This window comes from Polaribacter sp. IC066 (assembly GCF_007997085.1).
Lineage (GTDB): Bacteria > Bacteroidota > Bacteroidia > Flavobacteriales > Flavobacteriaceae > Polaribacter.
In genome coordinates this window covers 21,756-43,630 of the sequence record NZ_VORR01000035.1, presented here as the reverse complement: position 1 = coordinate 43,630, position 21,875 = coordinate 21,756, and the positions used below count along the sequence as shown (strand labels likewise).

Here is a 21,875-nt window from a genome sequence, read left to right as displayed (position 1 = left end):
TCATGTAATTGATTTATATGGCTTCTAGGGTCTTCTAACTTACCAAAAATACTTATTATTTTACTATCTGGATTCATACTGTTAATGTATTGATTATCAGTATAATATACGGTTTTAAAACAACTTAAACAACTATAAAATAGCTATTTATAATGCTTTTTTAAGGAAAAAAAGTGTGAGTTTGCCCTGTTAATATCTCTCTCAAATTTAAATTAAAATATTTTAGATTTATGAAAAAAAATGAATTTGTTTTTTGAAAATATTACTTTGATGTAGCTCTAGTAATTCTATTTTATAAAGGTTGGTAAGATTTTTTTAATAGGAGTGTGGTTATGATTGGGTTGATAAAAAATGAAAAGACTAGTGAAAACAACGTTCTTTGAAGACTTTTTTTAAACTTTAAAAGAATAAATTTAGGTTTAATTTAGTTTGTAGGTCAACCCAATAGTCTGACCAACACCTGTATAAATAGTATTAAAATTTTCTGAAGTAATATTCTTAACGTGAGGTATGGAATTATAAATTCAATTCAGAAATGGTCGTTAAAACACTTATTTGTGCCAACACTTAAAGATATAATAGAAATTCCGCCACTTAATTCTTCATGCTGAAAATTATTAAAATAAGTATTGTCGGCATTGCATTTAATGGTTCCGAGTCCAAATTCGAATCCAGTAAAAACTCTTAATTTTTTTTTGGTTGATAAAATTATTTCTCAAAGTAGGTATAAATGCAGACGAGTAGCAATACGAATTTATATTTCCAATAATTAGATTATGACCTTAACTCCGCAGGTCTCAATTCAAAAGAAACGGAAAGTCCTGTAAAAATAGTAGTTACAAGACTTTTCCATCTCAATAATTTTCACCAACTTGGATGAAAACCCTGACAGGTGAAAATTACAACAACTACAGAAAATATTAGTGCTTACGGCGGATTAAATTTTATATCCGAAATATTTAATAATCTTGAATTCTCTTCATTGATTGAAAAGCAACTTGGACAGAGACCTTTACAGTCAGAATTTAGCTATTTAGATGTAATTAAAAATCTTTGGATGCTATTTTTAGCAGGAGGGGATTGCGCCGAAGATATCGAGCAACATTTAAAGACAGACTTTCTTCAAATTCCAAATTTAAAAGTTTGTTCTCCAGATACTATTGGTCGAGTTTTAAAAAGTTTAGCACAGTCAAAAGAAGTTCATATCAGTAATTCGGGTATCGAACATCAGTTTAGTACTCACAAAAAACTGAATGCTTTAAACCTAGATATGCTGCTTAAAACAAGGGTTTTAGAAATTAATAAATACTATGATTTTGATTTCGATCATCAGTTTATCCCATGTGAAAAATACGACTCAAAAAAGAGTTATAAAATGAAACGTGGCTACTTCCCTGGTGTTTCTACTATTGGAAAACACATTGTTCATATCGAAAATAGAAATGGAAATACGAACGTAAAATATAAGCAAGCTGATACCTTAAAAAGTTCGTATTCACTGCTAGAAAGCAAGAACATAAAAATAAATAGAAGTCGAATGGACTGTGGTTCTTTCAGTAAAGATAGTATTGATGTGGTGGAAAAACAGTAAATTGTTTTATATAAGAGCGCAACGTTGTGTAGAACTTTCTTGCCAAATTAGAGCAGTAAAAAACTGGAAAACTGTACGTATAGGTCTTTTTGATATAGAAGTTTGCAGTGTAAAATACACGCCCTTTAAAGGCGATAAAACCTACCGTTATGTGGTAAGTCGTGAGCGTAATAAAACAGGACAAACTGATACTGAATATCAAGATAATTTCATTTATCGAGCCATTTTAACCACAGATACCGATTCTTCAGACCAAGAGGTTATTGAATATTACAATCAAAGAGGTGCTGCTGAAAAGATTTTTGATGAAATGAATAATGATTTTGGTTGGAAAAAATTACCTTTTTCATTTTTGGAACAAAATACGGTCTTTATGATGGTTATGGCAATGTGCAGAAATTTCTTCTTGCATTTACTCACTGTTTTTTCAGAAAAAGTATCTTTTGTAAAAACAACATACAGACTAAAAAAGTTCATTTTTAGATTTGTAGTGGTTCCATTTAAATGGATATACCATTCCAGACAAAATATCCTAAAATTGTATACCAAAAAAGAGTATCCTCTGCTAATTTAAGCATTAAAATTTCTTGATAAAGTAAATTGCTTAAGATAATTACGACTACTACAAAAACACAACTTACTTAAAATAAGATAGTTAAGTTTTTTGTTCTTTTGATTTCTTCCCAAAAATGAAATTTCAATGATTTAAACCTTAACTAGAAAATAAAGGTAAAAAATAAGTTAAAACGAACGTTGAAATAGCAATTAATTGAAAAGTTGCATCATTCTAAATACAACTAAAATGAACTCAACTATCCTAATATGTTACTTGTGGATTTAAGGTTTTACCAAATACAAGCCGGTGAAAGTTAAAAATCCGTTTAGAACTAAAACAAAAAAGCCAAAATCAAAATTAAAAAACACTAAACTTTGGTAGCTGATAATGAAAGTTAAAACAGGTGCGAGTAAACAAATTGCAGGCACCATTTTATCTTTTACTTTTAGTTTCGTAAACAATCCAAAACTGTATAGACCTAAAAGTGGTCCATAGGTATATCCTGCAGCTTTAAAAATATTCGCAATTACGCTGGCATCTGTAATAAAATATTTAAAAACCAAAATAGTTCCAATCAATATAAAAGAAAAAAGAATGTGAATTTGCTTTCTAGTTTTTTCTTGATCTTTTGGATTTTTCTTTTTATCAATTTCTAAAATATCAATACTAAAAGAAGTTGTTAAAGAAGTTAATGCCGAATCTGCACTAGAATATGCTGCGGCAATTAATCCTAATAAAAAGAAAATTGCGGTTGCTAAACCTAAAGTTCCTTTTGTGGCGATAATAGGAAAAAGTTGATCTTTGTGAGCATCAATTCCGTTTTGCTGCGCATAATCTGTTAATAAAACTCCTAAAGCCAAAAAGAAAAAGTTAACAATTACCAAAACAATGGTAAACCAAAACATGTTTTTTTGTGCATCTTTTAAGTTTCTACAGGTCAAGTTTTTTTGCATCATATCTTGGTCTAAACCAGTCATTACAATAGCTATAAAAGCGCCTGCTAAAAAACGTTTCCAGAAATAATCACCAGCTTTTATATCGTCAAAAAAGAATGTTTTAGAAAGTTCGTTTTCTGCAACATAAGAAAAAATATTGGTAATTTCCATTTCAGAAGAAATGGTATAAATACACACACCAACTGCAATTAACATAAACAAGGTTTGCAAAGTATCTGTCCAAACTATTGTTTTTATACCTGCTTTAAAGGTGTATAACCAAATTAATAGAATGGTAATCGTCACGGTTGCCCAAAAAGGAATTCCGTAAGCATCAAACAATAATAATTGTAGCACATTAGCGACTAAAAAGAGTCTAAAAGCAGCGCCAATTGTTCTTGATACTAAAAAGAAACTTGCACCCGTTTTATAAGAATAATCACCAAACCGATCTTGTAAATAGGTGTAAATTGATGTTAAGTTTAACCGATAATATAGGGGTAATAAAACCAAACCAATAACAGCATAACCCACAATATAGCCTAAAACCATTTGCATATAACTCATGCTTTGCGATTCTACCCAACCAGGAACAGAAATAAAAGTGACCCCAGAAAGTGAGGCACCAATCATACCAAAAGCCACTAAATACCAAGGCGAAGAATTATCTGCCTTAAAAAAAGTTTTGTTATTGGCAGATTTTCCAGTGAGATAAGAAATAAACATCAACACTGAAAAATAGCTAACAATTAATAATAAAATATGGATTGGTTGCATCTTTAGATTTACTTTTTTTAAGGCTACGAATATAGGATTTTTAGAGTTCGGAAAAGAGAAAAAAGAAAAGAGAGTGTAAGTTTTAGAAAAACTGATTTATACTAGAGATAAAGTAGAAACGAATTGAAACAGATTGCTTTTCGTTTTAGGGTTTATAACGATAAGGGGTGTATATAAAATTAAAAATTATTTAGATTTTTTTTTTTGATTTAAGAATTCATTGCTTCTGTTTACCCAATTAATTTAATAAATATCTAGAACGTCTTTTCTCTAAAATCTCTTCTCTTTTTTCTATTGAAAGTATTAAATTTGCACACTATGGATTTTTCATCAAAAATATTAGAAAATGCAGTGAATGAGGTATCTCGTTTACCTGGTATCGGAAAACGAACAGCATTGCGTTTGGTGTTGCATTTATTAAAACAACCAAAAGAAAATACATCTTATTTAACGGAAGCGTTGCTGCATTTGAGGAATGATGTAAAAACGTGCGAAAAATGTCATAATATTTCAGATACTATTTTGTGTGATATTTGTCAAAACCCAAAAAGGAATCCAGAAATTGTTTGTGTGGTAGAAGATATTAGAGATGTAATGGCTATTGAAAGCACTTCGCAATTTAGTGGTTTATACCATGTTTTAGGCGGTAAAATTTCTCCTATTGAGGGTATTGGTCCGCAAAACCTACAAATAGAATCTTTAATAAACAAAGTTGAAAAAGGTGAAACAAAAGAACTTATATTTGCATTAAGCTCAACAATGGAGGGCGATACCACTAATTTTTATATTTATAAGCAAATAGAAAGGTTTAACATTATAACGTCTACAATTGCACGCGGAATTTCTGTTGGCGACGAATTAGAATATGCAGATGAAATTACGTTGGGTAGAAGTATTGTAAATCGAATTCCTTTTGAGCAATCTATTAGAAGTTAAAAAAAAAACACTTTTAAAGTGATAAAGTGAGCTGTTTTTCGGTTAATATTTCTTGTAAGTTGCTTTATAAGTGTTTGATGTCCCGTTATATTCTTGTATAGATATAAAGCTACACATACTATTATTCTCAAAGAATGTTATTTTACGGGTTCCACTATCATTATTCCCATAATCAATTATATACGTTGTGTTCTCTATATTTTCCCAATTAGCAGAATTTACATTTGTATAGCAAGTAGTATTTGTTTGATTATGATAAGAAACCTCGGATATTGTTCCGTTTGCTAAATAAGTAATTGTAGTTTTTCTGCCACATTCTGCAATCATTTCTGCTTCATTTACTTTTTAGGAAGTAATTGCCAAGTGCCGATAATTGGATCTAAATCCGTGTCATTATCCGATTCACAAGAAATTAAAATGACAGTCGCGAAAAATAGTAAAAATAATTTTTTTATCTAAAAATACAAGTATAATTGAATCGTTAAAAAATGAATTAAATAATCTTTACAAAAACAGAAACAATTATTTGCCCATTACTATCTGCCTCTTCTAAACTAAATTTAGTGTTATTTTTAGTAAAAATAAATTCGAGAGACCTTAGTGTACCATTTGTACTTTCTATTCTATATTGAGAGTTTCCTGAATAAAACCAATTACTTACAATTTGAGGGCCGGCATTGCAGCCATTATTAAAAATACTATAAAATGTTTGTGTTAGCACTCGATCTGCCTGAAAAGTAAAAATGGTTTGTTTTGCACAATCAGTTATGGTCTCCTTCCCATCAATTATTTGTGATATTAAACTCCAACTCCCAACAACTTTGTCGGTAGACAAACCTAAATTATCATTAGAACTGCAAGAAGAAAGAAAAACTATTGTTAAAAGGAATTTGTATATTTTTTTCATAGCTAATATTTGCAAAATTTTAGGGCAAATATAAAGTACAAATCTTAAACCTTAATAGTTAAAATAGGTTTTAAGGCTTTTTTAGATAGATTTTTTGTGACGCTGGCAGAAAACAAATGAGATAAACCACTTCTGCCGCTGGTACTCAAAGCGATTAAATTAGCATTAAGATCTCTAGAGAAATTTAAAATTCCTTTTTCAATAGAAACATCATTGTAAATATGAATCGAATATTTGGGCAAGTCGAATTCTTTTATAAAGCGCTTTACTTTTTCTGTTGCTTCTTGCGTACTCTCAAAATTAGAGGGTGTATTTACCTTTAGTAAATGAATTTTACTTTTAAAATGATTTGCAAACCCTAAAAACTTTCTAAAAACTTCTTTTTTATTCTCATTTTTAAAACTAGAAGCAAAAACTAAATTTTTCATTCTAAATTTTTCATTGTCCTTTTTTACTACAATAACGGGTACTTTAGACGTTCTTACTATTTTTTCGGTATTCGATCCAATAAGTATTTCTTCAAAATTAGAATGACCTTTGGATCCCATCACAATTAAATCGACATTTATTTTATCAGCATATTTTAAAATACCCTCATAAGGGTTTTGAAGTTTTATAGCATAATGAACATCAGTGCTTTTATGAAAGAAGTTATTTTTAAATGCTACAATTTGCTCTCTAACCTTTCTTAAGTATAGCATACTTTCAGGGATGCTAAAGTTACTACCTGCGCCCATATCGGCAACTCCAGTGGGCAATTCTATGAGGTGTAATAAGTAAATTGTGCTGTTAGATTTTTTAGCAATTCTTGCCGCCATTTTAGAGGCAAATTCAGATTTTTTTGAAAAATCAATCGGGACTAAAATTTTTTTCATGACGCTAAAATTTAGATTTTTATAAGATACTTAAAGCTACGAAAATAATTGAATATATATTAGTTTGTTAAATAGCAAACATTTAGTATATTTGCACCGAATTTAACAGTAATTTGATAAATGAGGGGACTTAAAGTCCCCTCTTTTTATACTCAAAAGCAAATTTTTTGAGAATTTTGTAAAATTTTAAAATGGATCAAACCAAAGTAAAAGATTTAGTAGACGAGGCTTTAGCAGTAAATGAATCATTGTTTTTAGTTGATTTAGTTATTTCAGCAAACAATAAAATTCAGATTACTGTTGATGGAGACAATGGCGTTCCTTTAAGTGAGTGTATACGAATAAGTAGAAGTGTCGATGATAAGTTTGATAGGGAAGAAGAAGATTTTTCTCTAGAAGTATCAACACCAGATATTTCTCACCCACTTAAATTAAAGAGACAATATATTAAAAACGTCAATAGAATTTTAAAAGTTAAGTTGGCTGAAGAGGAAGTAGAAGGTACTTTAGTAGCAGCCGATAATGATAAAATTGTGCTAAATTGGAAAGCTAGAGAGCCAAAGCCAATAGGTAAAGGGAAAGTTACTGTTCAAAAGACAGCAACAATAGCATACCAAGATATTAAGGAAGCAAAAGTGAAGATTGTATTTTAAGTAAAATATAGAATGGAAAATATAGCGTTAATTGATTCGTTTTCAGAATTTAAAGATAATAAAAGTATAGACAGAGTAACATTAATGTCTATTTTAGAAGAAGTATTTAGAGCTACCCTAAAACGTAAATTTGGTTCAGATGATAATTTTGACATTATTATTAACCCAGATAAGGGAGATTTAGAAATTTGGAGAAATAGAGTAGTAGTTGCAGATGGTTTTTCTGAAGATGATAACGAAGAGATTGAATTGGCGGAAGCAAGGTTAATTGAGCCCGATTTTGAAATTGGAGAAGATGTATCTGAAGAAGTAAAATTAATCGATTTAGGAAGAAGAGCTATTTTGGCTTTGCGTCAAAACTTAATTTCTAAAATTTATGAGCACGATAGTACAAATATATTCAAGCATTTTAAAGATTTAGAAGGCGAGTTATACACGGCAGAAGTGCATCATATTCGTCATAATGCAATTATTCTATTAGATGATGATGGTAATGAAATTGTATTACCAAAAAGTGAGCAAATTAGATCAGACTTTTTTAGAAAAGGAGATTCTGTAAGAGGTGTTATTAAAACGGTAGAATTAAGAGGTAATAAACCTGCAATTATTTTATCTAGAACAGCTCCTTCATTTTTAAATAAATTATTCGAACAAGAAATTCCAGAAGTTTTTGACGGTTTAATTACGGTTGAAGGTGTTGCAAGAATTCCAGGCGAAAAAGCAAAAGTAGCTGTAGATTCTTATGATGATCGAATAGATCCTGTTGGAGCTTGTGTAGGTGTTAAAGGTTCTAGAATTCACGGAATTGTTCGTGAATTAGGAAACGAAAATATTGATGTGATCAATTATACCAAAAACGAGCAGTTATTTATCGCTAGGGCATTGAGTCCGGCAAAAGTAACATCAATGGAAATTACCATGTATGACGAAGAAAAAAATGGTAAAAAAGGACGTGTAAGCGTTTTACTAAAACCAGAAGAAGTTTCTAAAGCAATTGGTAGAGGCGGCGTAAATATCCGTTTGGCAAGTGAGTTAACAGGTTATGAAATAGACGTTCAAAGAGAAGGTTTAGAAGAAGAAGATGTAGAGTTAACAGAATTTGGTGACGAGATTGAAGATTGGGTAATCGTAGAATTCAAGAAAATCGGTTTAGATACTGCAAGAAGTGTACTAGAAACAAGTGTTGCAGAGTTGGTTAAGAGAACTGATTTAGAAGAAGAAACAATTGTAGATGTTCAAAGAATTCTGAAAGAAGAATTTGAAGAATAATAGTGCACAAAAGTGAAGTAAAAGGTATATTTTTACAATTATAAAGTTAAAAAGAATTTATGTCTGTAGGCAAAACAATGAGGCTTAATAAAGTGTTAAGAGAGTTAAACATTTCTCTTGATAGAGCGGTAGAATATTTAGCAAAGAATGGTCATGAAATAGAAGCAAGACCAACGACTAAAATTTCTGGTGACATCTATCAAGTTTTACAAGATGGCTTTGAAACAGATGCAAACAAGAAAGCTGCATCTAAAGAGGTTGGCGAAGAAAAACGCAAGGAGAAAGAGGCGATTCGTTTAGAACTTGAGGCTAAATTAGAGAAAAAAAGAGCGCAAGAAGAGGTTAAGAAGGAAGAGGTTCTTAAAGCTAAAGCAGACAAGTTAGAGTTTAAAACTGTTGGCAAGATAGATATTGATCAGGTTGGCAAAAAACCTGTTGATATGATCAAAGAGGTAAAAGAAGAACCAAAGCAAGAAGTTAAAGACGTTCCAAAAGAACAAAAAGAAGTTGTTGCTGCACCTAAAGTTGAAGAAACTGTGAAACCACAAGAAGTTGTCAAAGCTGAAGAGGTTAAAACAGAAGAAACGCCAAAGGTTGAAGAGGTTAAAACAGAAGAAACGCCAAAGGTTGAAGAGGTTAAAGTCGAGGAAGTAAAAGCTGAAAAACCTGTATTAGAGATTCTAAAAGTTAGAAAGTCAGTTTCAGAAATCGAAAAAGTAGCTTCTAAAGCAGAAGCGAAAGTAGATTCTAGAAAGTCAGACGCTAGAAAAGAGGATCAAAAATCTGAAGGAAAACCTGAAGAGGTTACTGCAGAAAATGCAGAAGCTATAAAAACGCAGTATAAAAAGTTAGATGGACCTAACTTTACGGGTAAGAAAATTGATTTAAAACAATTTGAAAGACCTAAAAAGAAGAAACCTGAAGTTAAGAAAACTACAAGTGCAGATGCTAAAAAGAAGCGCAAGCGTATTAGCAAACCAGGCGCAACTGGCGGCGGCGGCGTAGGCAGACCAATTGGAAACAGAGGTGCCGCAGGAGCTAGAAGTCCTGCTACAAGAAGCCCCGGAACTAGAAGTCCTGGATTTAGAGGAGCAAGAGGAACTAGCAGAAGTGCTACCCCTGTTAAAAAAGAAGAGCCAACAGAAGCAGATATCCAAAAGCAAGTAAGAGAAACTCTTGAAAAGCTTCAAGGGAAATCTTCTAGAGGTAAAGGTGCAAAATACCGTAGAAATAAAAGAGATGCTCGTAAAGAGCAAACAGAAGCAGAGCAAGAAGCGCAAGCATTAGATAGCAAAATATTAAAAGTAACAGAATTTGTTACAGTAAGTGAAGTTGCTACGATGATGGACGTTCCTGTAACAAATATTATTTCGGCATGTATGTCTTTAGGAATGATGGTTACAATGAATCAGCGTTTAGACGCTGAAACATTAGTAATTGTTGCTGAAGAGTTTAACCACAAAGTAGAATTTGTAGGTGCAGAAGTAGAAGAGTCAATAGAAGAGGTAATTGATAAACCAGAAGATTTAATAACACGTGCGCCAATTATTACAGTAATGGGTCACGTAGATCATGGTAAAACTTCGCTATTAGATTATATTAGAAAAGCAAATGTTATTGATGGCGAAAGTGGAGGAATTACGCAACATATTGGAGCATATTCTGTAAAAGTAGGCGATCAAAAAATAGCATTTTTAGATACACCAGGTCACGAGGCGTTTACAGCAATGCGTGCACGTGGGGCGCAGGTAACAGATTTAGTAATTATTGTAGTGGCGGCGGATGATGATGTAATGCCACAGACAAAAGAAGCTATTTCTCATGCGCAAGCAGCCGGAGTACCTATTATATTTGCAATTAATAAGATAGATAAACCAAACGCGAATCCAGATAATGTGAAAACACAATTATCTCAAATGAATTTGTTAATCGAAGAGTGGGGTGGAAACATCCAGTCTCAAGATATTTCAGCAAAAACAGGCGAAGGGGTTCCTGATTTATTAGAAAAAGTTTTGTTAGAGGCAGAGATTTTAGAGTTAAAATCAAATCCTAACAAAAATGCAGTAGGGGCAGTTGTAGAGGCTTTGTTAGATAAAGGTAGAGGATATGTTTCTACGATATTAGTACAAGCAGGAACTTTAAAAATTGGAGATTACTTGTTAGCAGGTAAACACAGTGGTAAAGTGAGGGCGATGTTTGATGACAAAGGAAATAATTTAAAGGTTGCAGGTCCATCAACACCAGTATCAATTTTAGGTTTAGATGGCGCGCCACAAGCAGGTGATAAATTTGTTGTCTTTGACGATGAAAGAGAAGCAAAACAAATAGCTTCTAAACGTTCTCAATTACAACGAGAGCAATCTGTAAGAACACAGAAAACACTTACGCTTGCAGAGATTGGAAGACGTATTGCACTTGGAGATTTCAAGGAGTTAAATATAATTTTAAAAGGAGATGTAGATGGTTCTGTAGAGGCATTAACAGATTCTTTCCAAAAATTATCTACAGAAGAAATTCAAGTAAATATTTTACATAAAGGTGTTGGTGCCATTACAGAAAGTGATGTGTTATTAGCAACAGCTTCAGATGCAATTATTGTCGGCTTTAATGTGCGTCCGCAAGGAAATGCAAGAATGATAGCAGATAAGGAAGAAGTTGATATTAGAACATATTCTATTATTTATGATGCAATTAATGACTTGAAAGATGCCATGGAAGGAATGTTATCTCCTGAAATGAAAGAAGAAGTTACTGGTAATGTAGAGATTAGAGAGGTTTATAAAATTTCTAAAGTTGGTAACATTGCAGGTTGTATGGTAATGTCTGGTAAAATATTCAGAGATTCTAAAATAAGAATTATTAGAGAAGGAATTGTTGTTCATGACGGAGTTTTAACATCATTAAAACGATTTAAAGATGATGTAAAAGAGGTTGCTAAAGGATATGATTGTGGTCTTCAGTTGAAGAATTACAATGATATTGAAGAAGGTGATGTAATTGAAGCTTACAAAGAAGTAGCAGTTAAAAAGAAGTTGAAATAAAACTTTAAAAAGAGAAGAGTATTACAAAAAACACCAAAACTAAATTTAGTTTTGGTGTTTTTTTTTGCGTATCAATTTCTAATTAAGCTAAAGTTTCTAGATTCTTTGATGAGATTATCATTTTTATCTATAATGATTGCGGTAAACCAATAACTATTAGAAGGCATCTTTTTGCCATCATAATTACCATCCCAACCCAAAGAATTTAAGTCTGTAATAGATGCAATAATTTTGCCATAGCGATCAAATATTTTAACATCGATAGATTTAAAAGAACTAGCGTCTAAACCTTTGATATTAAAAAAATCATTTTTACCATCATTATTTGGGGTGAAAAATTTCTGAAATCCAATAACTGAGGCATTTGTTTGAATAGGTTGTTCGCAATTATTTATATCTCTCACATAAATAGTTCTTAATCCTGCAGCTACATTATTAAACGTGTAGGACGATGCATTGCCATTGTAGTTTAGAGTGTCTAAAGAAAACTCATAACTGCTGTTTCCTTCTATAAAAACTTCAACGATATTGTTAGTTTCATCTTCTGTATTGATGAGAACTTTAGAAAATTTTGGCTGATCTGGATTCTCAATCCTAAAATTTTTGGTATTTGTACATTGTATTCCATTTTCTGTTTTATATACAGTTAATGAGAATTCACCAAGGGTATCAAGCGTGAAATTGGGATTGATACTAATAACATTCCCACTACTGTTTCGCCATTCAAAACGGTTGTTAGAAGTATTTGCTTGAATAATTTCAGGGGGTTTAGCATTAGGGTTAAAACAAATTTTATAGGTATCTTGAAGGTTTATGAGCGGCTCTGAATTTACAATAATATTAAAATATTGTATGCCACCACAAGAAAAATCTGCTTCTTGTGCTTTTATAAATATGGTGCTTGACGCGGAGTTAAAATTTTCTTCAAACTTATTTAAGTTGGTCTGAGCATCTATATAACTAGGATAAAAAGAAAGTATGGTAGTATTCTCTATACCGAGTTGAGTTCTAATTGTACTGGCCAAAATAGTGGTTACAAACTGACCCTTTGCATTTCCAGAAACGCCATCAGAATTTTCGCAAACAAAAAAATCAGGAATATTTCCTAGTTCAACAAAGCGCGCAATTACAGAGAAAGAGGTGATTTTAGAACATCCGTTTACATTTATTGCTTTTACAAATATCTCTTGATTGGGTGCGGTATTTTGAAAATTTTCTGAATCCTTAATTTGAATATCATTAGTTAAATTATTTAGACTTGTATAAAAGAAAAGCTCCTCATTTAAAGCAGGATTGGTTATTTTTTCACGAATTGAATTCAGGTTAAAAATAGATAATCCATCAAAATTTTCGTCACATTCTATTAATTCTTGATTAGCCAGTAAGTTTGGTAGCGCATACGCACTTACTATTTTATACACGGTTACTTTTTTAGATCCTACCGTTAAAACACCTTGAACCGTATATTTACCGGGTGCTGAATAGGTATGTGAAGTATTTGCGCCAGAACCAAAATTACCATCACCAAAGTCCCAAATAGCATCAGATATCGGCGCATAAGATTCAGATGAAAAGCTGAATTTATCTACATAACATTGATTTTCTGTAATTATTTTAGAGGCAAAATAGGATTGTATAAAGGTTGGTAATCCTTTTCTCGAACCACTAGGAGTAAGACGGAAAGGGGCAGACGTGTATAGTGACGAAAAACCCTTTTCATTCGGATTAGAAATAACACCGATAGTTTCACTATCGCTATCACTTAAAGATAAAGCAACATAAATTTTTTGATTATTTGCGAGTTGTAAACTTTCAACAATAATATTTGGTCTTAAATAAAGAATTGCGTGTGGATCGTCTGATGCTCCCTGACCTTCTAACTGGTATTGAAAGATTCCGTTCTGATTTCCTGCTTTAAAGCTTATATAAACAAACTGACCGTTTGGAGATATCTCCAAACCTTTTGGTGGCCAATTAGCTCCTGGTGGGTCTATAATTAAATTTCGAAGAAAAGTAATGTCTGCCGTTTCATTATTAAAGTTAAAGTAATGAACATACTTTACTCTAGTGTTATCAGTATTGCTTGCAACCAATAACTTTTTACCATCTGCAGAGATTTTCATAGATCCAAAATTATCAATCCCAAAATTCAATTCCGTTTTAACTTCATTAGTGTTTAAGCCAGTATCGGTAATATGATAGGCTTTAAAAACTGTCTTTAGCTTTTCGGAGTCAGCGTCTTCTGCGGTTAATGTTAGTAACCAAAAAGATTCTCCACTTTTATGATGCACCGCAGTTAGCTTTTCAGCGGGTGAGTCAGAGTCTAAAAAAGCATTTTTTCTAATTACTTTACCTAATGGAAACTCATTACTAAACTCTATTTCAGAATAAAAAATACCCGGAGTTACCAAAGGATTTGAGCTATTATTAAGTCTCGAATAAAATAAATAATATAAAGTATCATTTCCTGGTTTTGGGATAATTATGGCAGACTGAAAATTATTCGCATCTCCGGCAAGACCATTTCCATTTTCCATTACTTCATGATTCCTGTTCCAGACTGTTGTACCATTAGAATAAAACATTAAAAGTCCGTCTTCATTAGAAATAGAAGCAGAGCCTGCAGGAGTATCCATTTCACTATCTTCTAGAACTTCTATACGACCCTTATCAAAATTTAGGGCAGCTTTATTACCAAAATACCAATGAATCGTTTCGTTTTGAGCGCTTAAACTTATGCTTGTCAGAATAAAGAAGAAGACACTATAAGTTTTTATCATTTTATTTTCTTAAAAGCGAGAAATTTCCTTTTTTAGTGATGCTTGGTTTTGTGGTATCTGCAGGAATTAGGGTGATATTATACCAATAATCATCAGAGGGTAATAATTTACCCTGATAAATTCCGTTCCAACCCTCACTGTCAATGGGCACTTGTGCTACTAATTTTCCAAATCTATTAAATACATTGATACTTGCATTTGGATAAAAAGTTTGATTAGCACCTTTTACTATCCAAAAATCATTGTCGCCATCCCCATTTGGTGTAAAGAATTTCGGAAACTGTATGACTGAAACTAACAAAGTAGTATCGGGTACACAACCATTTTTATCATTCACAATAATTTGATAAATTCCGCCTTCTAAATTTTCAAACATCGGTTCCTCTTGAAAACCAATAAAAGGGAATCTTTCATTATTATCGGTGTTTAAAACAGCAAACTGATAATCTCCAATACCGATAGTATTACTGATAGTATCAATAGAGATTGATAAATTATTAGTACTCCCAAGATTATTTCCTTCATCTATAATGGTTACAAAACTATTTTCTAAAATTGCAGGATCAGATTCATTGATGACGATGGTTTCTTCTCTTTCACAATCGGTGCCGTTTGTTGTGGTTGCTGTCACTCGATAAGTTCCGCCAGAAAATACGTTAATATTGCTGTCTGTGCCAATAGTTGCACCCCTTTCATCTTTCCATTCATAGCTATAAACATCACGTGGATTCTCTACTGCAATATTTAAAGGGGCATCGATTAAACATAAAATTTGAGGTGTGGTAACTGTAAAATCTGGTAATGAATTTATAATCACATCAAACGTAGCATCGTCATTTACACACAAGGTTTGTTTTTGTTGAATGCGTACATAAATAGTTTCTGTCGGATTTGTATTTTCATAAGGAGATTCAATAGCATTATCTCCAGTAGTTGCATCTGTTTGCGAAAGATGAAAAGTAACGATAAAATCATTCGGATTTTGCGTACTACCTAATATTTCAGGAATTTTACTATCCAAATCTATGTTTTGCACAATTCCGTTAGCATCATCACCATCTAACGCATCATCACAATACGATAAATTAGTAGGAGCTATAAAAGTTGGTTCAGGATTTACAAGCACATCAAAATTAGAAATTCCGTTAACACAAGAAGTTGCCGTATTAAAAATACGCACATACATAGTTTCTCTATTCGGATTGTTATTTGAATACGGAGAAATTAAAGGATTATTTCCTATTTGAGCATCTGCAAAAGTACGATGATAGGTTACTTGATTAAGAGTAGCATCTTGTGTTCCTAAAATTCCGGGTGTTTGCGATTCTAAATCAATAGATTGCGAAAAACCGTTTCTTGCAGAACCATCAGAATTGTCATCACAAACTTCTAAATCTTCTACAAAATTAGCAATCGGAATCGGATTTACAATCACATTAAAAGAACTTTGCGCTGTAAAACAACCTGTTGTATTGTTGGTTACTCTTACGTAAATTAGTTGCGAATCTCGAACTGTGTTTGCAAAAGTAGCATTTTGAGGCTCATTACCACTATTGGCGTCCGCAGCAGAAATGTGGTAGGTAACTGTAAAATCATCGGGATTTTGAGTTCTTAAAATAGCATCTGTTTGACTTTCTAAATTAAAAGATTGTACAATTCCGTTTGCGCCGTCGCCGTCGTTGGCATTATCACAAAGCTCTAAATCTGTGACTGTATTTGCCTTAGGTACTACAGCTGTTTTTAAATACAACTCACCGGTTCCGCTACAATTGTTATTATTTTTATTGGTGATTTTAAAATAGATGGTTTGCCTTGTTACATCCGAAGGAAACCCAATATTTCTATAATTAGAGATATCTGCAATCGGGTTTATGACTGCAGTTCTATCCTCTTTGGTTTGATAATACGAAATTTCTAAATCGGGTTGTAAGGCAGGCGGAAAGAAGACAATAATTTCTGCATCAGCATCACTAAAATCGAAATTTGTAATACCATCTGTATCATTGTTATCAGCGCCATTTGTGCCGTCTGTTTGCAAGAAATCATCACAAACAGCCGGGAATTCTTTATTGTAAGCAACATCAGCCGCCGCTTCTACTTCTAAGTTTATTTTAGAAATTCTAAAACAATTTTCTGCAGAAATAGTTCTTACCCAAGCTTCACCGTTTTGGTTTACAGGGTATCGCAGTTTGTCATCAACCTCTGGCGTACCAGCAATGGCATGCGCTTCTGTTTCAAAATAGGTAAAAGTTTCATTCTCATAATTTGCCGAAATGCTAATTTCTGCTTCTGTAAGATTCACGGTAGATATTCTGTCTAAATCATCATCACATTGTAATAAATTTACTTCTGGTGTTACAGTTGGTGCTGGGTTTACAGTTAAGGTAACCGTATTTGAAGTTACTGTACAAGCGTTGCCCGTTCTGTTTAAATTAACTCGGTATTGATTATTGTTGTACGCTAAAGGTGTATTGCTTATTTGTAAAGTATTTGTTTTGCCACCCATGTAAAAAGTGTCGTCGGTAATTATGCTCCAACTTCTGCCATCTTTAGAAATTTCCCATTGAAAGCTTTCTGCTGTGGAGTTTATACTTATATAATCTGTATTATTTTCACAAAAAGCAAGATCTTCAAAGGACGTATTCAAAATAATTGGAGCGCTTGTAGTATACTCTAAATTCGGATTTGTGTAACCATTTGCGGCATTCATTACTACTCCATTTATATCAACTTGAACCGGACTATTTCCTAGAATACCATCATTATTTTCATCTGTAAAACCAGCTTCAGTAACATCAAAACATTCGTCGTTATCTGCGTCTAATTCTACAAAGTTAAAATCGGTATCATTGTCGGTATTTGCAATTATATACTTTAGTGAAAGTATTTTTGCATCTGGGAAAGTTTCTAAAGCATCGACTAAACCATTGATACCGATTAAAGCGTTTGCGTTATCAATAACACCGTCAAAATCCGTATCTAAATTATGACCAGCTTCAGTGGTATCAAAAATACCATCATTATCAGAATCTAAATCTAGGTAGTTTAAAATACCATCACTATCAGAATCTACATTTAAAGTAGTTGTAAAAACATCGTCTAAACCATCTTGATTGGTGTCTGAACCAGAAATAGAATTTGGTTGCGGAAAAGCTTCATTAATATCAGGAATTCCGTCATTATCCGAATCTAAATCAAACATATTTTCAACGCCGTCGCCATCAGAATCCAAAGAAAAGCAGGTGAGTTCCATGTTGCCGTTAAACCGAGATGTTGCGACAAGGCTTGTTGATTGATGTTTAAAAATAAGTTGATTTACTTGGTTTGCTAAAAACTGAAACGTACTTGCCGCTGCAGTTGTGTTTAATCTGTATTTAAACCGAATTTCTGATGCAGAAAAATTGGTAACTCCAGATTCAAATTCGCCATCAAAATTTGTGTCAATTAAAAGTTGATTATCAGGATCTAAAAGCGTTACATTTTTATTATTTGGGCCAATTTTTAGCACAAAAAATTCACCTTCAGAAATGACATGATCAAAATCCTCATTTTGAGAGAATTTAAAATTAATATTTTGAGTAAAATTTAGCGTATACGCTAGTTTAGAATTCACTGTTGTATTTATAACAGATTCAAAATTACCGCTGGTATTACCAATAAAAGAATCGCCAAAATCTGTTTCCGTATATATGCTAGAAATTATTGTGGAGTTTTTAGAGTTATCTCGAAAACTAATTTCAGGATTATTAATGTCACTAATATCTAAAGTAGCATTTCCAAGTGATTCATCACAATTTAAAATACCATCATTATCAATATCAACATCTAAATTATCGATGATTAAATCGCCATCAAAATCGTCAGGACAAAGACTTACAGGTATTTCAATAGACTCGAAAGTTGCACTGGTACAATCTACAGTGCCAATTAATCTATATTTTCCTGGCTCAGAATCTAAAGGTTTATAGTCTTCATTGATACTTCTTGCCTCCCAAGAAGATGTTGCTTCATTAAAATATTGCCATTCAAATCTATCGAATAAATCGGTATTTGCAGCTTGTAAAGTAAGATTCGGAATACAATTGCCTAGAGAAGCCACTGTAGTATCAAAATTAATTTCTGGTGATGAAAGAAAGCCAGAATAAAAACTACCAGAAGTTGCAGCGCCGTTTTGATTAAAATAGGCACAATAGATTTCTCCGCCGCTATCAATAGAAATATTACCTGTTAAATTTGTTACTTTATAGGTTACATAATTAGGGTTTCCGTCAACATCAAAAGGACCTGAAGTTGTAAAGTTTGCAATGGGTTGCGAGTTGATATTTACACTTTCTCCTTTGTTGGTAACAATAGTAATTCCGCCATTAAAGGTAACACCACCAATACGTTCTATGTTTGGTATGTTATCTACTTTTCCTCTGTTTTCGCAACTTAAAGGTGGTACAAAAAACAACCCTTGATTGGCTTCGCTATTATTTGCTCCAATTCCTTGGTATGCAAAAACAGGGGCAGAAGTTTTTACAAACATATTACCATTTGCATTGTATTGATTTCCTTCAATTAAAAGATATTGTCCTTTGTTTATGGTTTCGGCTGCACTACCTCCATTAATACGTATTGCTGTGTTGTTTTCATGAGCCACAATTAAAACGTTTTCCCAATTATTAGTACCGTTACCTTTTACAAAAATATAATCGGAACCAATTTTATCTACACCAACAATTTGATCTATTCCATAATCTCGTCCGCCACCATTGTGAAAACTACCATTTGCAGAACCTACATTTACAATAATTGGTTTATCGGCATTTATTAAAGTACCAATTAAGCCATCTCTATTGATAACATTATCAAAAGAATTTGTAGCAACTACATAGCTTTCACCCTCATTTAAAGTTATAGAAATTGGTAAAGTACCTGTATAATTTTTAATGAGAATACCCGCGGGTAAATCATCAAAAGTTACCTGTGTATTCTCTTCGGATGCCATTACAGAAATAAAATTCAGATAATTGTTTTGCGGATTTTCGTTGGTAAACATGCCGGCTCTAAAAGTAGTACCTAAAGCGGATGCACCTTTACTGACTAGCGCACCTGCTTGTGCGCCACCACCTGCTAAAACTCTAATAGAAACATAGATTACATCATTAGCTTCTATGATATAGCCTTTGTTGTTGTGAACAATACTTGTGGTTCTTGAATCTACAAAAAGTTGGCTATTGCCATTGCCTATAAATAGTTCTTGTGGTGAAGTACTAGACACAGTACCTTTAATGTCATTATCAGGAAAGCCTATTCTTTTAATGGTAAAACTTACATTCTGATTTTTTGGCGTTGATATGTAAAAATATTGATTTTCAGGATTTGCATTTCCTGCTTCTGCATATGTTAATGGCGGTAAATAGTGTTTTTTACTTAATTGCGCATGTATATTTTGATAGGTGATGAAACCCATGAGTATACATACTATTGACTGTAAAGTTTTAGACATTATTTTCAATTGATAAAAGTGGTTATAAGCAATGATGAACTAAAAAATTCATGTAATGCAAATTACAAAAGAAAATTGAAATATTTTTAAAAGTTTAATTTTGATTTAGAAATATAAAGAAAGTACGAGTTTATAAAAAAAAATGCTTTGTTTTAGGCACATTAGAAAACAAAAAAACAAGATTTTTACATCGGGTTTTTTTGTTTAAAATAGATATCTAGCCAAAATTATTTGTTTAATAATAGCGTTCTTTTTGTTTGATAAAGAAGAGATATAAATTACAAATCTCTTTTTACTAGTAGTTTATAAGATAAATACACAAAAATAAAAGTCCAAAAAGAAACGATTAAGATGGTTGTAAATTCTACAGAATAACTTTTGGTAAAGACCTCTCCCATAGTATTTGCAGCAGATCTTACCGCACCTAAATTAGAAAATGGTTCTTTAATTAAATTAGCCATAGCCTCTAAAGGTAAAAATTGCATGATAGTATCTACAGTTTCGCCTGTTTTTTCAGCACTTCTAAATTGCCAATATAAAAACCCTTTAAACATGCTTTCTATAATGAGCCAAACCACCATAGCACCAATTGCAAACGCAGAACGTTTTACAAGAATTCCTAAAAACAATCCGAAAGAAAAGAATCCTACTAATTTTATAAAGAATGCGAGTACATACTCTAGATTAGAAAATATAATTGAAAGTTCATTATAATCAGAATATACAAGTCCTAAAACCAATGTAACCACAAAGACAAAAACAGTTGATATCAATGCAAAAACAACCACGGTATAAAATTTAGAAAGAATAAATTCCTTTTTACTTAAACCATCAATTAAGTTTTGTTTTAATGTTTTATAACTGTATTCGTTAGACATCATAGAAACAATAACCAGTAATAAAAAGAATTTTAAAATGGATGCTACGTAGGTATTAAAATGCCATATATAAGGAAAGTTAAAGATTCCTGCATCTGCTAAATGCAGTTTAAAATTACCAAACTCGAACTTAATTGAGGCTATTAATGCAATGGAGGTAAGCAACCCAAAGTAAATAATAGAAAGTATTTTGCTGGCTCTATTGTATTTTAATTTATGGAATTCTATAGTAAGTAGTCTTAACATGACTGTAAGGTTTAGTTGATTATTGGTTGTTGGTTAAATCTAAAAATTGTTGCTCTAAACTAGGTTTACGCTTTACCAAATGCGATAAAATAAAACCTTTTTCAAACAAATATGTATTAATTTCTGTAGCTGAAATTTCGCGATTTAAAGTAGCAATAATTGTTTCATGATCTTTTTTGATTTTGCTAATAGCTACATGGTTTTCTAAAAGTACAATCAATTCCGCTTCTTTTTTATCAATTTTTAGTTCTAATAAACCATTAGAAGCCGTTAACTCATCTACGCGACCAGCGTATAATTTTACTCCTTTTCTAATGACAATAACATGAGAACATACTTTTTCTACTTCATCTAAAAGATGAGAAGCCAATAAAATGGTAGTTCCGTTTGCTGCAATATTTTGAATAATTTGTCTAATTTCATGAATTCCTTGAGGATCTAAACCATTTGTGGGTTCATCTAAAATTAAAATTTCAGGATCATTTAATAACGCAGAAGCAATTGCTAAACGTTGTTTCATTCCCAAAGAAAAAGTACTAAACTTACTATCTCTTCTATCAAATAGGTTTACAGTTGTTAATTTTTGATCGATTTTTTCTGTTGATATTCCTTTTATTTTACAAATTAAGGCTAAATTTTGAGCAGCCGTCATGTAAGGATAAAAATTTGGGCGCTCTATAATAGCCCCAACTTTCTTTAAAGCTTGATGTGTAGATAGATTTCCGTTAAACCAAGAAAACTCGCCAGAAGTTCTGTTTACAACATTTAAAATAATACCAAGAGTAGTAGACTTACCAGAGCCATTTGGCCCTAAAATTCCGTACACATTTCCTTTCTGAATATCAAAAGAAAGATTGTTTACTGCGTGAACAGTTCCGTATTTTTTATCGAGGTTTTTGAGAGATAAGATAGTTTCCAAAGAAATTGATTTAGTCGGTTA

General features: G+C 32.1%; 14 protein-coding genes. 6 read left to right on the top strand and 8 right to left on the bottom strand.

The features are described 5' to 3' along the window. The first annotated feature begins 892 nt into the window (after positions 1-892). Together ES044_RS18950 and ES044_RS18945 are read left to right on the top strand one after the other, a co-directional pair. Positions 893-1,591 (top strand): hypothetical protein, encoded by a 699-nt coding sequence (locus ES044_RS18950; RefSeq protein ID WP_147187202.1) that lies wholly within the window; start codon positions 893-895, stop codon positions 1,589-1,591. Beyond that, positions 1,572-2,165 (top strand): transposase, encoded by a 594-nt coding sequence (locus ES044_RS18945; protein WP_147187200.1) that lies wholly within the window; start codon positions 1,572-1,574, stop codon positions 2,163-2,165. The genes ES044_RS18950 and ES044_RS18945 overlap by 20 nt, the downstream gene beginning before the upstream one ends. A gap of 263 nt (positions 2,166-2,428) precedes the next feature. On the opposite strand, the gene ES044_RS12380 is transcribed toward ES044_RS18945, so the two are convergent. Then, positions 2,429-3,859 carry a sodium:solute symporter gene (locus ES044_RS12380; protein WP_147120480.1) on the bottom strand — a complete coding sequence of 477 codons (1,431 nt, stop codon included), beginning with the start codon at positions 3,857-3,859 and terminating at the stop codon, positions 2,429-2,431. Between the two features lie 318 nt (positions 3,860-4,177). Here ES044_RS12380 and recR point away from each other — a divergent pair, with 318 nt between their 5' ends. Continuing rightward, positions 4,178-4,795 carry a recombination mediator RecR gene (recR, locus tag ES044_RS12375; protein ID WP_147120481.1) on the top strand — a complete coding sequence of 206 codons (618 nt, stop codon included), beginning with the start codon at positions 4,178-4,180 and terminating at the stop codon, positions 4,793-4,795. A 42-nt stretch (positions 4,796-4,837) separates the two neighbouring features. On the opposite strand, the gene ES044_RS12370 is transcribed toward recR, so the two are convergent. The 3 genes from ES044_RS12370 to ES044_RS12360 form a co-directional block, all read right to left on the bottom strand. After that, positions 4,838-5,122 (bottom strand): hypothetical protein, encoded by a 285-nt coding sequence (locus tag ES044_RS12370; protein WP_147120482.1) that lies wholly within the window; start codon positions 5,120-5,122, stop codon positions 4,838-4,840. A 166-nt stretch (positions 5,123-5,288) separates the two neighbouring features. After that, on the bottom strand, positions 5,289-5,702 hold the full coding sequence (locus ES044_RS12365) for a lipocalin family protein (RefSeq protein ID WP_147120483.1): 414 nt from the start codon (positions 5,700-5,702) through the stop codon (positions 5,289-5,291). A 44-nt stretch (positions 5,703-5,746) separates the two neighbouring features. After that, positions 5,747-6,577 carry a universal stress protein gene (locus ES044_RS12360; RefSeq protein WP_147120484.1) on the bottom strand — a complete coding sequence of 277 codons (831 nt, stop codon included), beginning with the start codon at positions 6,575-6,577 and terminating at the stop codon, positions 5,747-5,749. 191 nt (positions 6,578-6,768) lie between these two features. On the opposite strand from ES044_RS12360, the gene rimP reads away from it, so the two are divergent. From rimP to infB, 3 genes are read left to right on the top strand one after another with little or no spacing between them, the layout of a single operon-like run. Then, positions 6,769-7,230, top strand: coding sequence for a ribosome assembly cofactor RimP (gene rimP, locus ES044_RS12355; protein ID WP_147120485.1), 462 nt, complete (start codon positions 6,769-6,771; stop codon positions 7,228-7,230). A gap of 12 nt (positions 7,231-7,242) precedes the next feature. Continuing rightward, complete coding sequence (gene nusA / locus ES044_RS12350) at positions 7,243-8,499, top strand: transcription termination factor NusA (protein ID WP_147120486.1); 1,257 nt, start codon at positions 7,243-7,245, stop codon at positions 8,497-8,499. Positions 8,500-8,558: 59 nt separating this feature from the next. Next, the gene (gene infB, locus ES044_RS12345) at positions 8,559-11,540 is read left to right on the top strand and encodes a translation initiation factor IF-2 (RefSeq protein WP_147120487.1); all 2,982 of its coding nucleotides are present in this window, start codon (positions 8,559-8,561) and stop codon (positions 11,538-11,540) included. A 71-nt stretch (positions 11,541-11,611) separates the two neighbouring features. On the opposite strand, the gene ES044_RS12340 is transcribed toward infB, so the two are convergent. The 4 genes from ES044_RS12340 to ES044_RS12325 form a co-directional block, all read right to left on the bottom strand. Continuing rightward, positions 11,612-14,320 carry a T9SS type B sorting domain-containing protein gene (locus tag ES044_RS12340; protein ID WP_147120488.1) on the bottom strand — a complete coding sequence of 903 codons (2,709 nt, stop codon included), beginning with the start codon at positions 14,318-14,320 and terminating at the stop codon, positions 11,612-11,614. Position 14,321: 1 nt separating this feature from the next. Then, positions 14,322-19,811 carry a T9SS type B sorting domain-containing protein gene (locus tag ES044_RS12335; protein ID WP_147187199.1) on the bottom strand — a complete coding sequence of 1,830 codons (5,490 nt, stop codon included), beginning with the start codon at positions 19,809-19,811 and terminating at the stop codon, positions 14,322-14,324. A 278-nt stretch (positions 19,812-20,089) separates the two neighbouring features. Then, positions 20,090-20,935 (bottom strand): ABC transporter permease, encoded by an 846-nt coding sequence (locus ES044_RS12330; protein WP_147120197.1) that lies wholly within the window; start codon positions 20,933-20,935, stop codon positions 20,090-20,092. A 19-nt stretch (positions 20,936-20,954) separates the two neighbouring features. Then, positions 20,955-21,854, bottom strand: coding sequence for an ABC transporter ATP-binding protein (locus ES044_RS12325; protein WP_147120198.1), 900 nt, complete (start codon positions 21,852-21,854; stop codon positions 20,955-20,957). Positions 21,855-21,875: the final 21 nt, after the last annotated feature.

What these genes read in the sequence shown, in the direction of transcription:
- ES044_RS18945 (WP_147187200.1), top strand. Translation starts at nt 1,572, where the DNA reads ATGTGGTGGAAAAACAGTAAATTGTTTTATATAAGAGCGCAACGTTGT.
- ES044_RS12380 (WP_147120480.1), bottom strand. Translation starts at nt 3,859, where the DNA reads ATGCAACCAATCCATATTTTATTATTAATTGTTAGCTATTTTTCAGTG.
- recR (WP_147120481.1), top strand. Translation starts at nt 4,178, where the DNA reads ATGGATTTTTCATCAAAAATATTAGAAAATGCAGTGAATGAGGTATCT.
- ES044_RS12370 (WP_147120482.1), bottom strand. Translation starts at nt 5,122, where the DNA reads ATGATTGCAGAATGTGGCAGAAAAACTACAATTACTTATTTAGCAAAC.
- ES044_RS12365 (WP_147120483.1), bottom strand. Translation starts at nt 5,702, where the DNA reads ATGAAAAAAATATACAAATTCCTTTTAACAATAGTTTTTCTTTCTTCT.
- ES044_RS12360 (WP_147120484.1), bottom strand. Translation starts at nt 6,577, where the DNA reads ATGAAAAAAATTTTAGTCCCGATTGATTTTTCAAAAAAATCTGAATTT.
- rimP (WP_147120485.1), top strand. Translation starts at nt 6,769, where the DNA reads ATGGATCAAACCAAAGTAAAAGATTTAGTAGACGAGGCTTTAGCAGTA.
- nusA (WP_147120486.1), top strand. Translation starts at nt 7,243, where the DNA reads ATGGAAAATATAGCGTTAATTGATTCGTTTTCAGAATTTAAAGATAAT.
- infB (WP_147120487.1), top strand. Translation starts at nt 8,559, where the DNA reads ATGTCTGTAGGCAAAACAATGAGGCTTAATAAAGTGTTAAGAGAGTTA.
- ES044_RS12340 (WP_147120488.1), bottom strand. Translation starts at nt 14,320, where the DNA reads ATGATAAAAACTTATAGTGTCTTCTTCTTTATTCTGACAAGCATAAGT.
- ES044_RS12335 (WP_147187199.1), bottom strand. Translation starts at nt 19,811, where the DNA reads ATGTCTAAAACTTTACAGTCAATAGTATGTATACTCATGGGTTTCATC.
- ES044_RS12330 (WP_147120197.1), bottom strand. Translation starts at nt 20,935, where the DNA reads ATGTTAAGACTACTTACTATAGAATTCCATAAATTAAAATACAATAGA.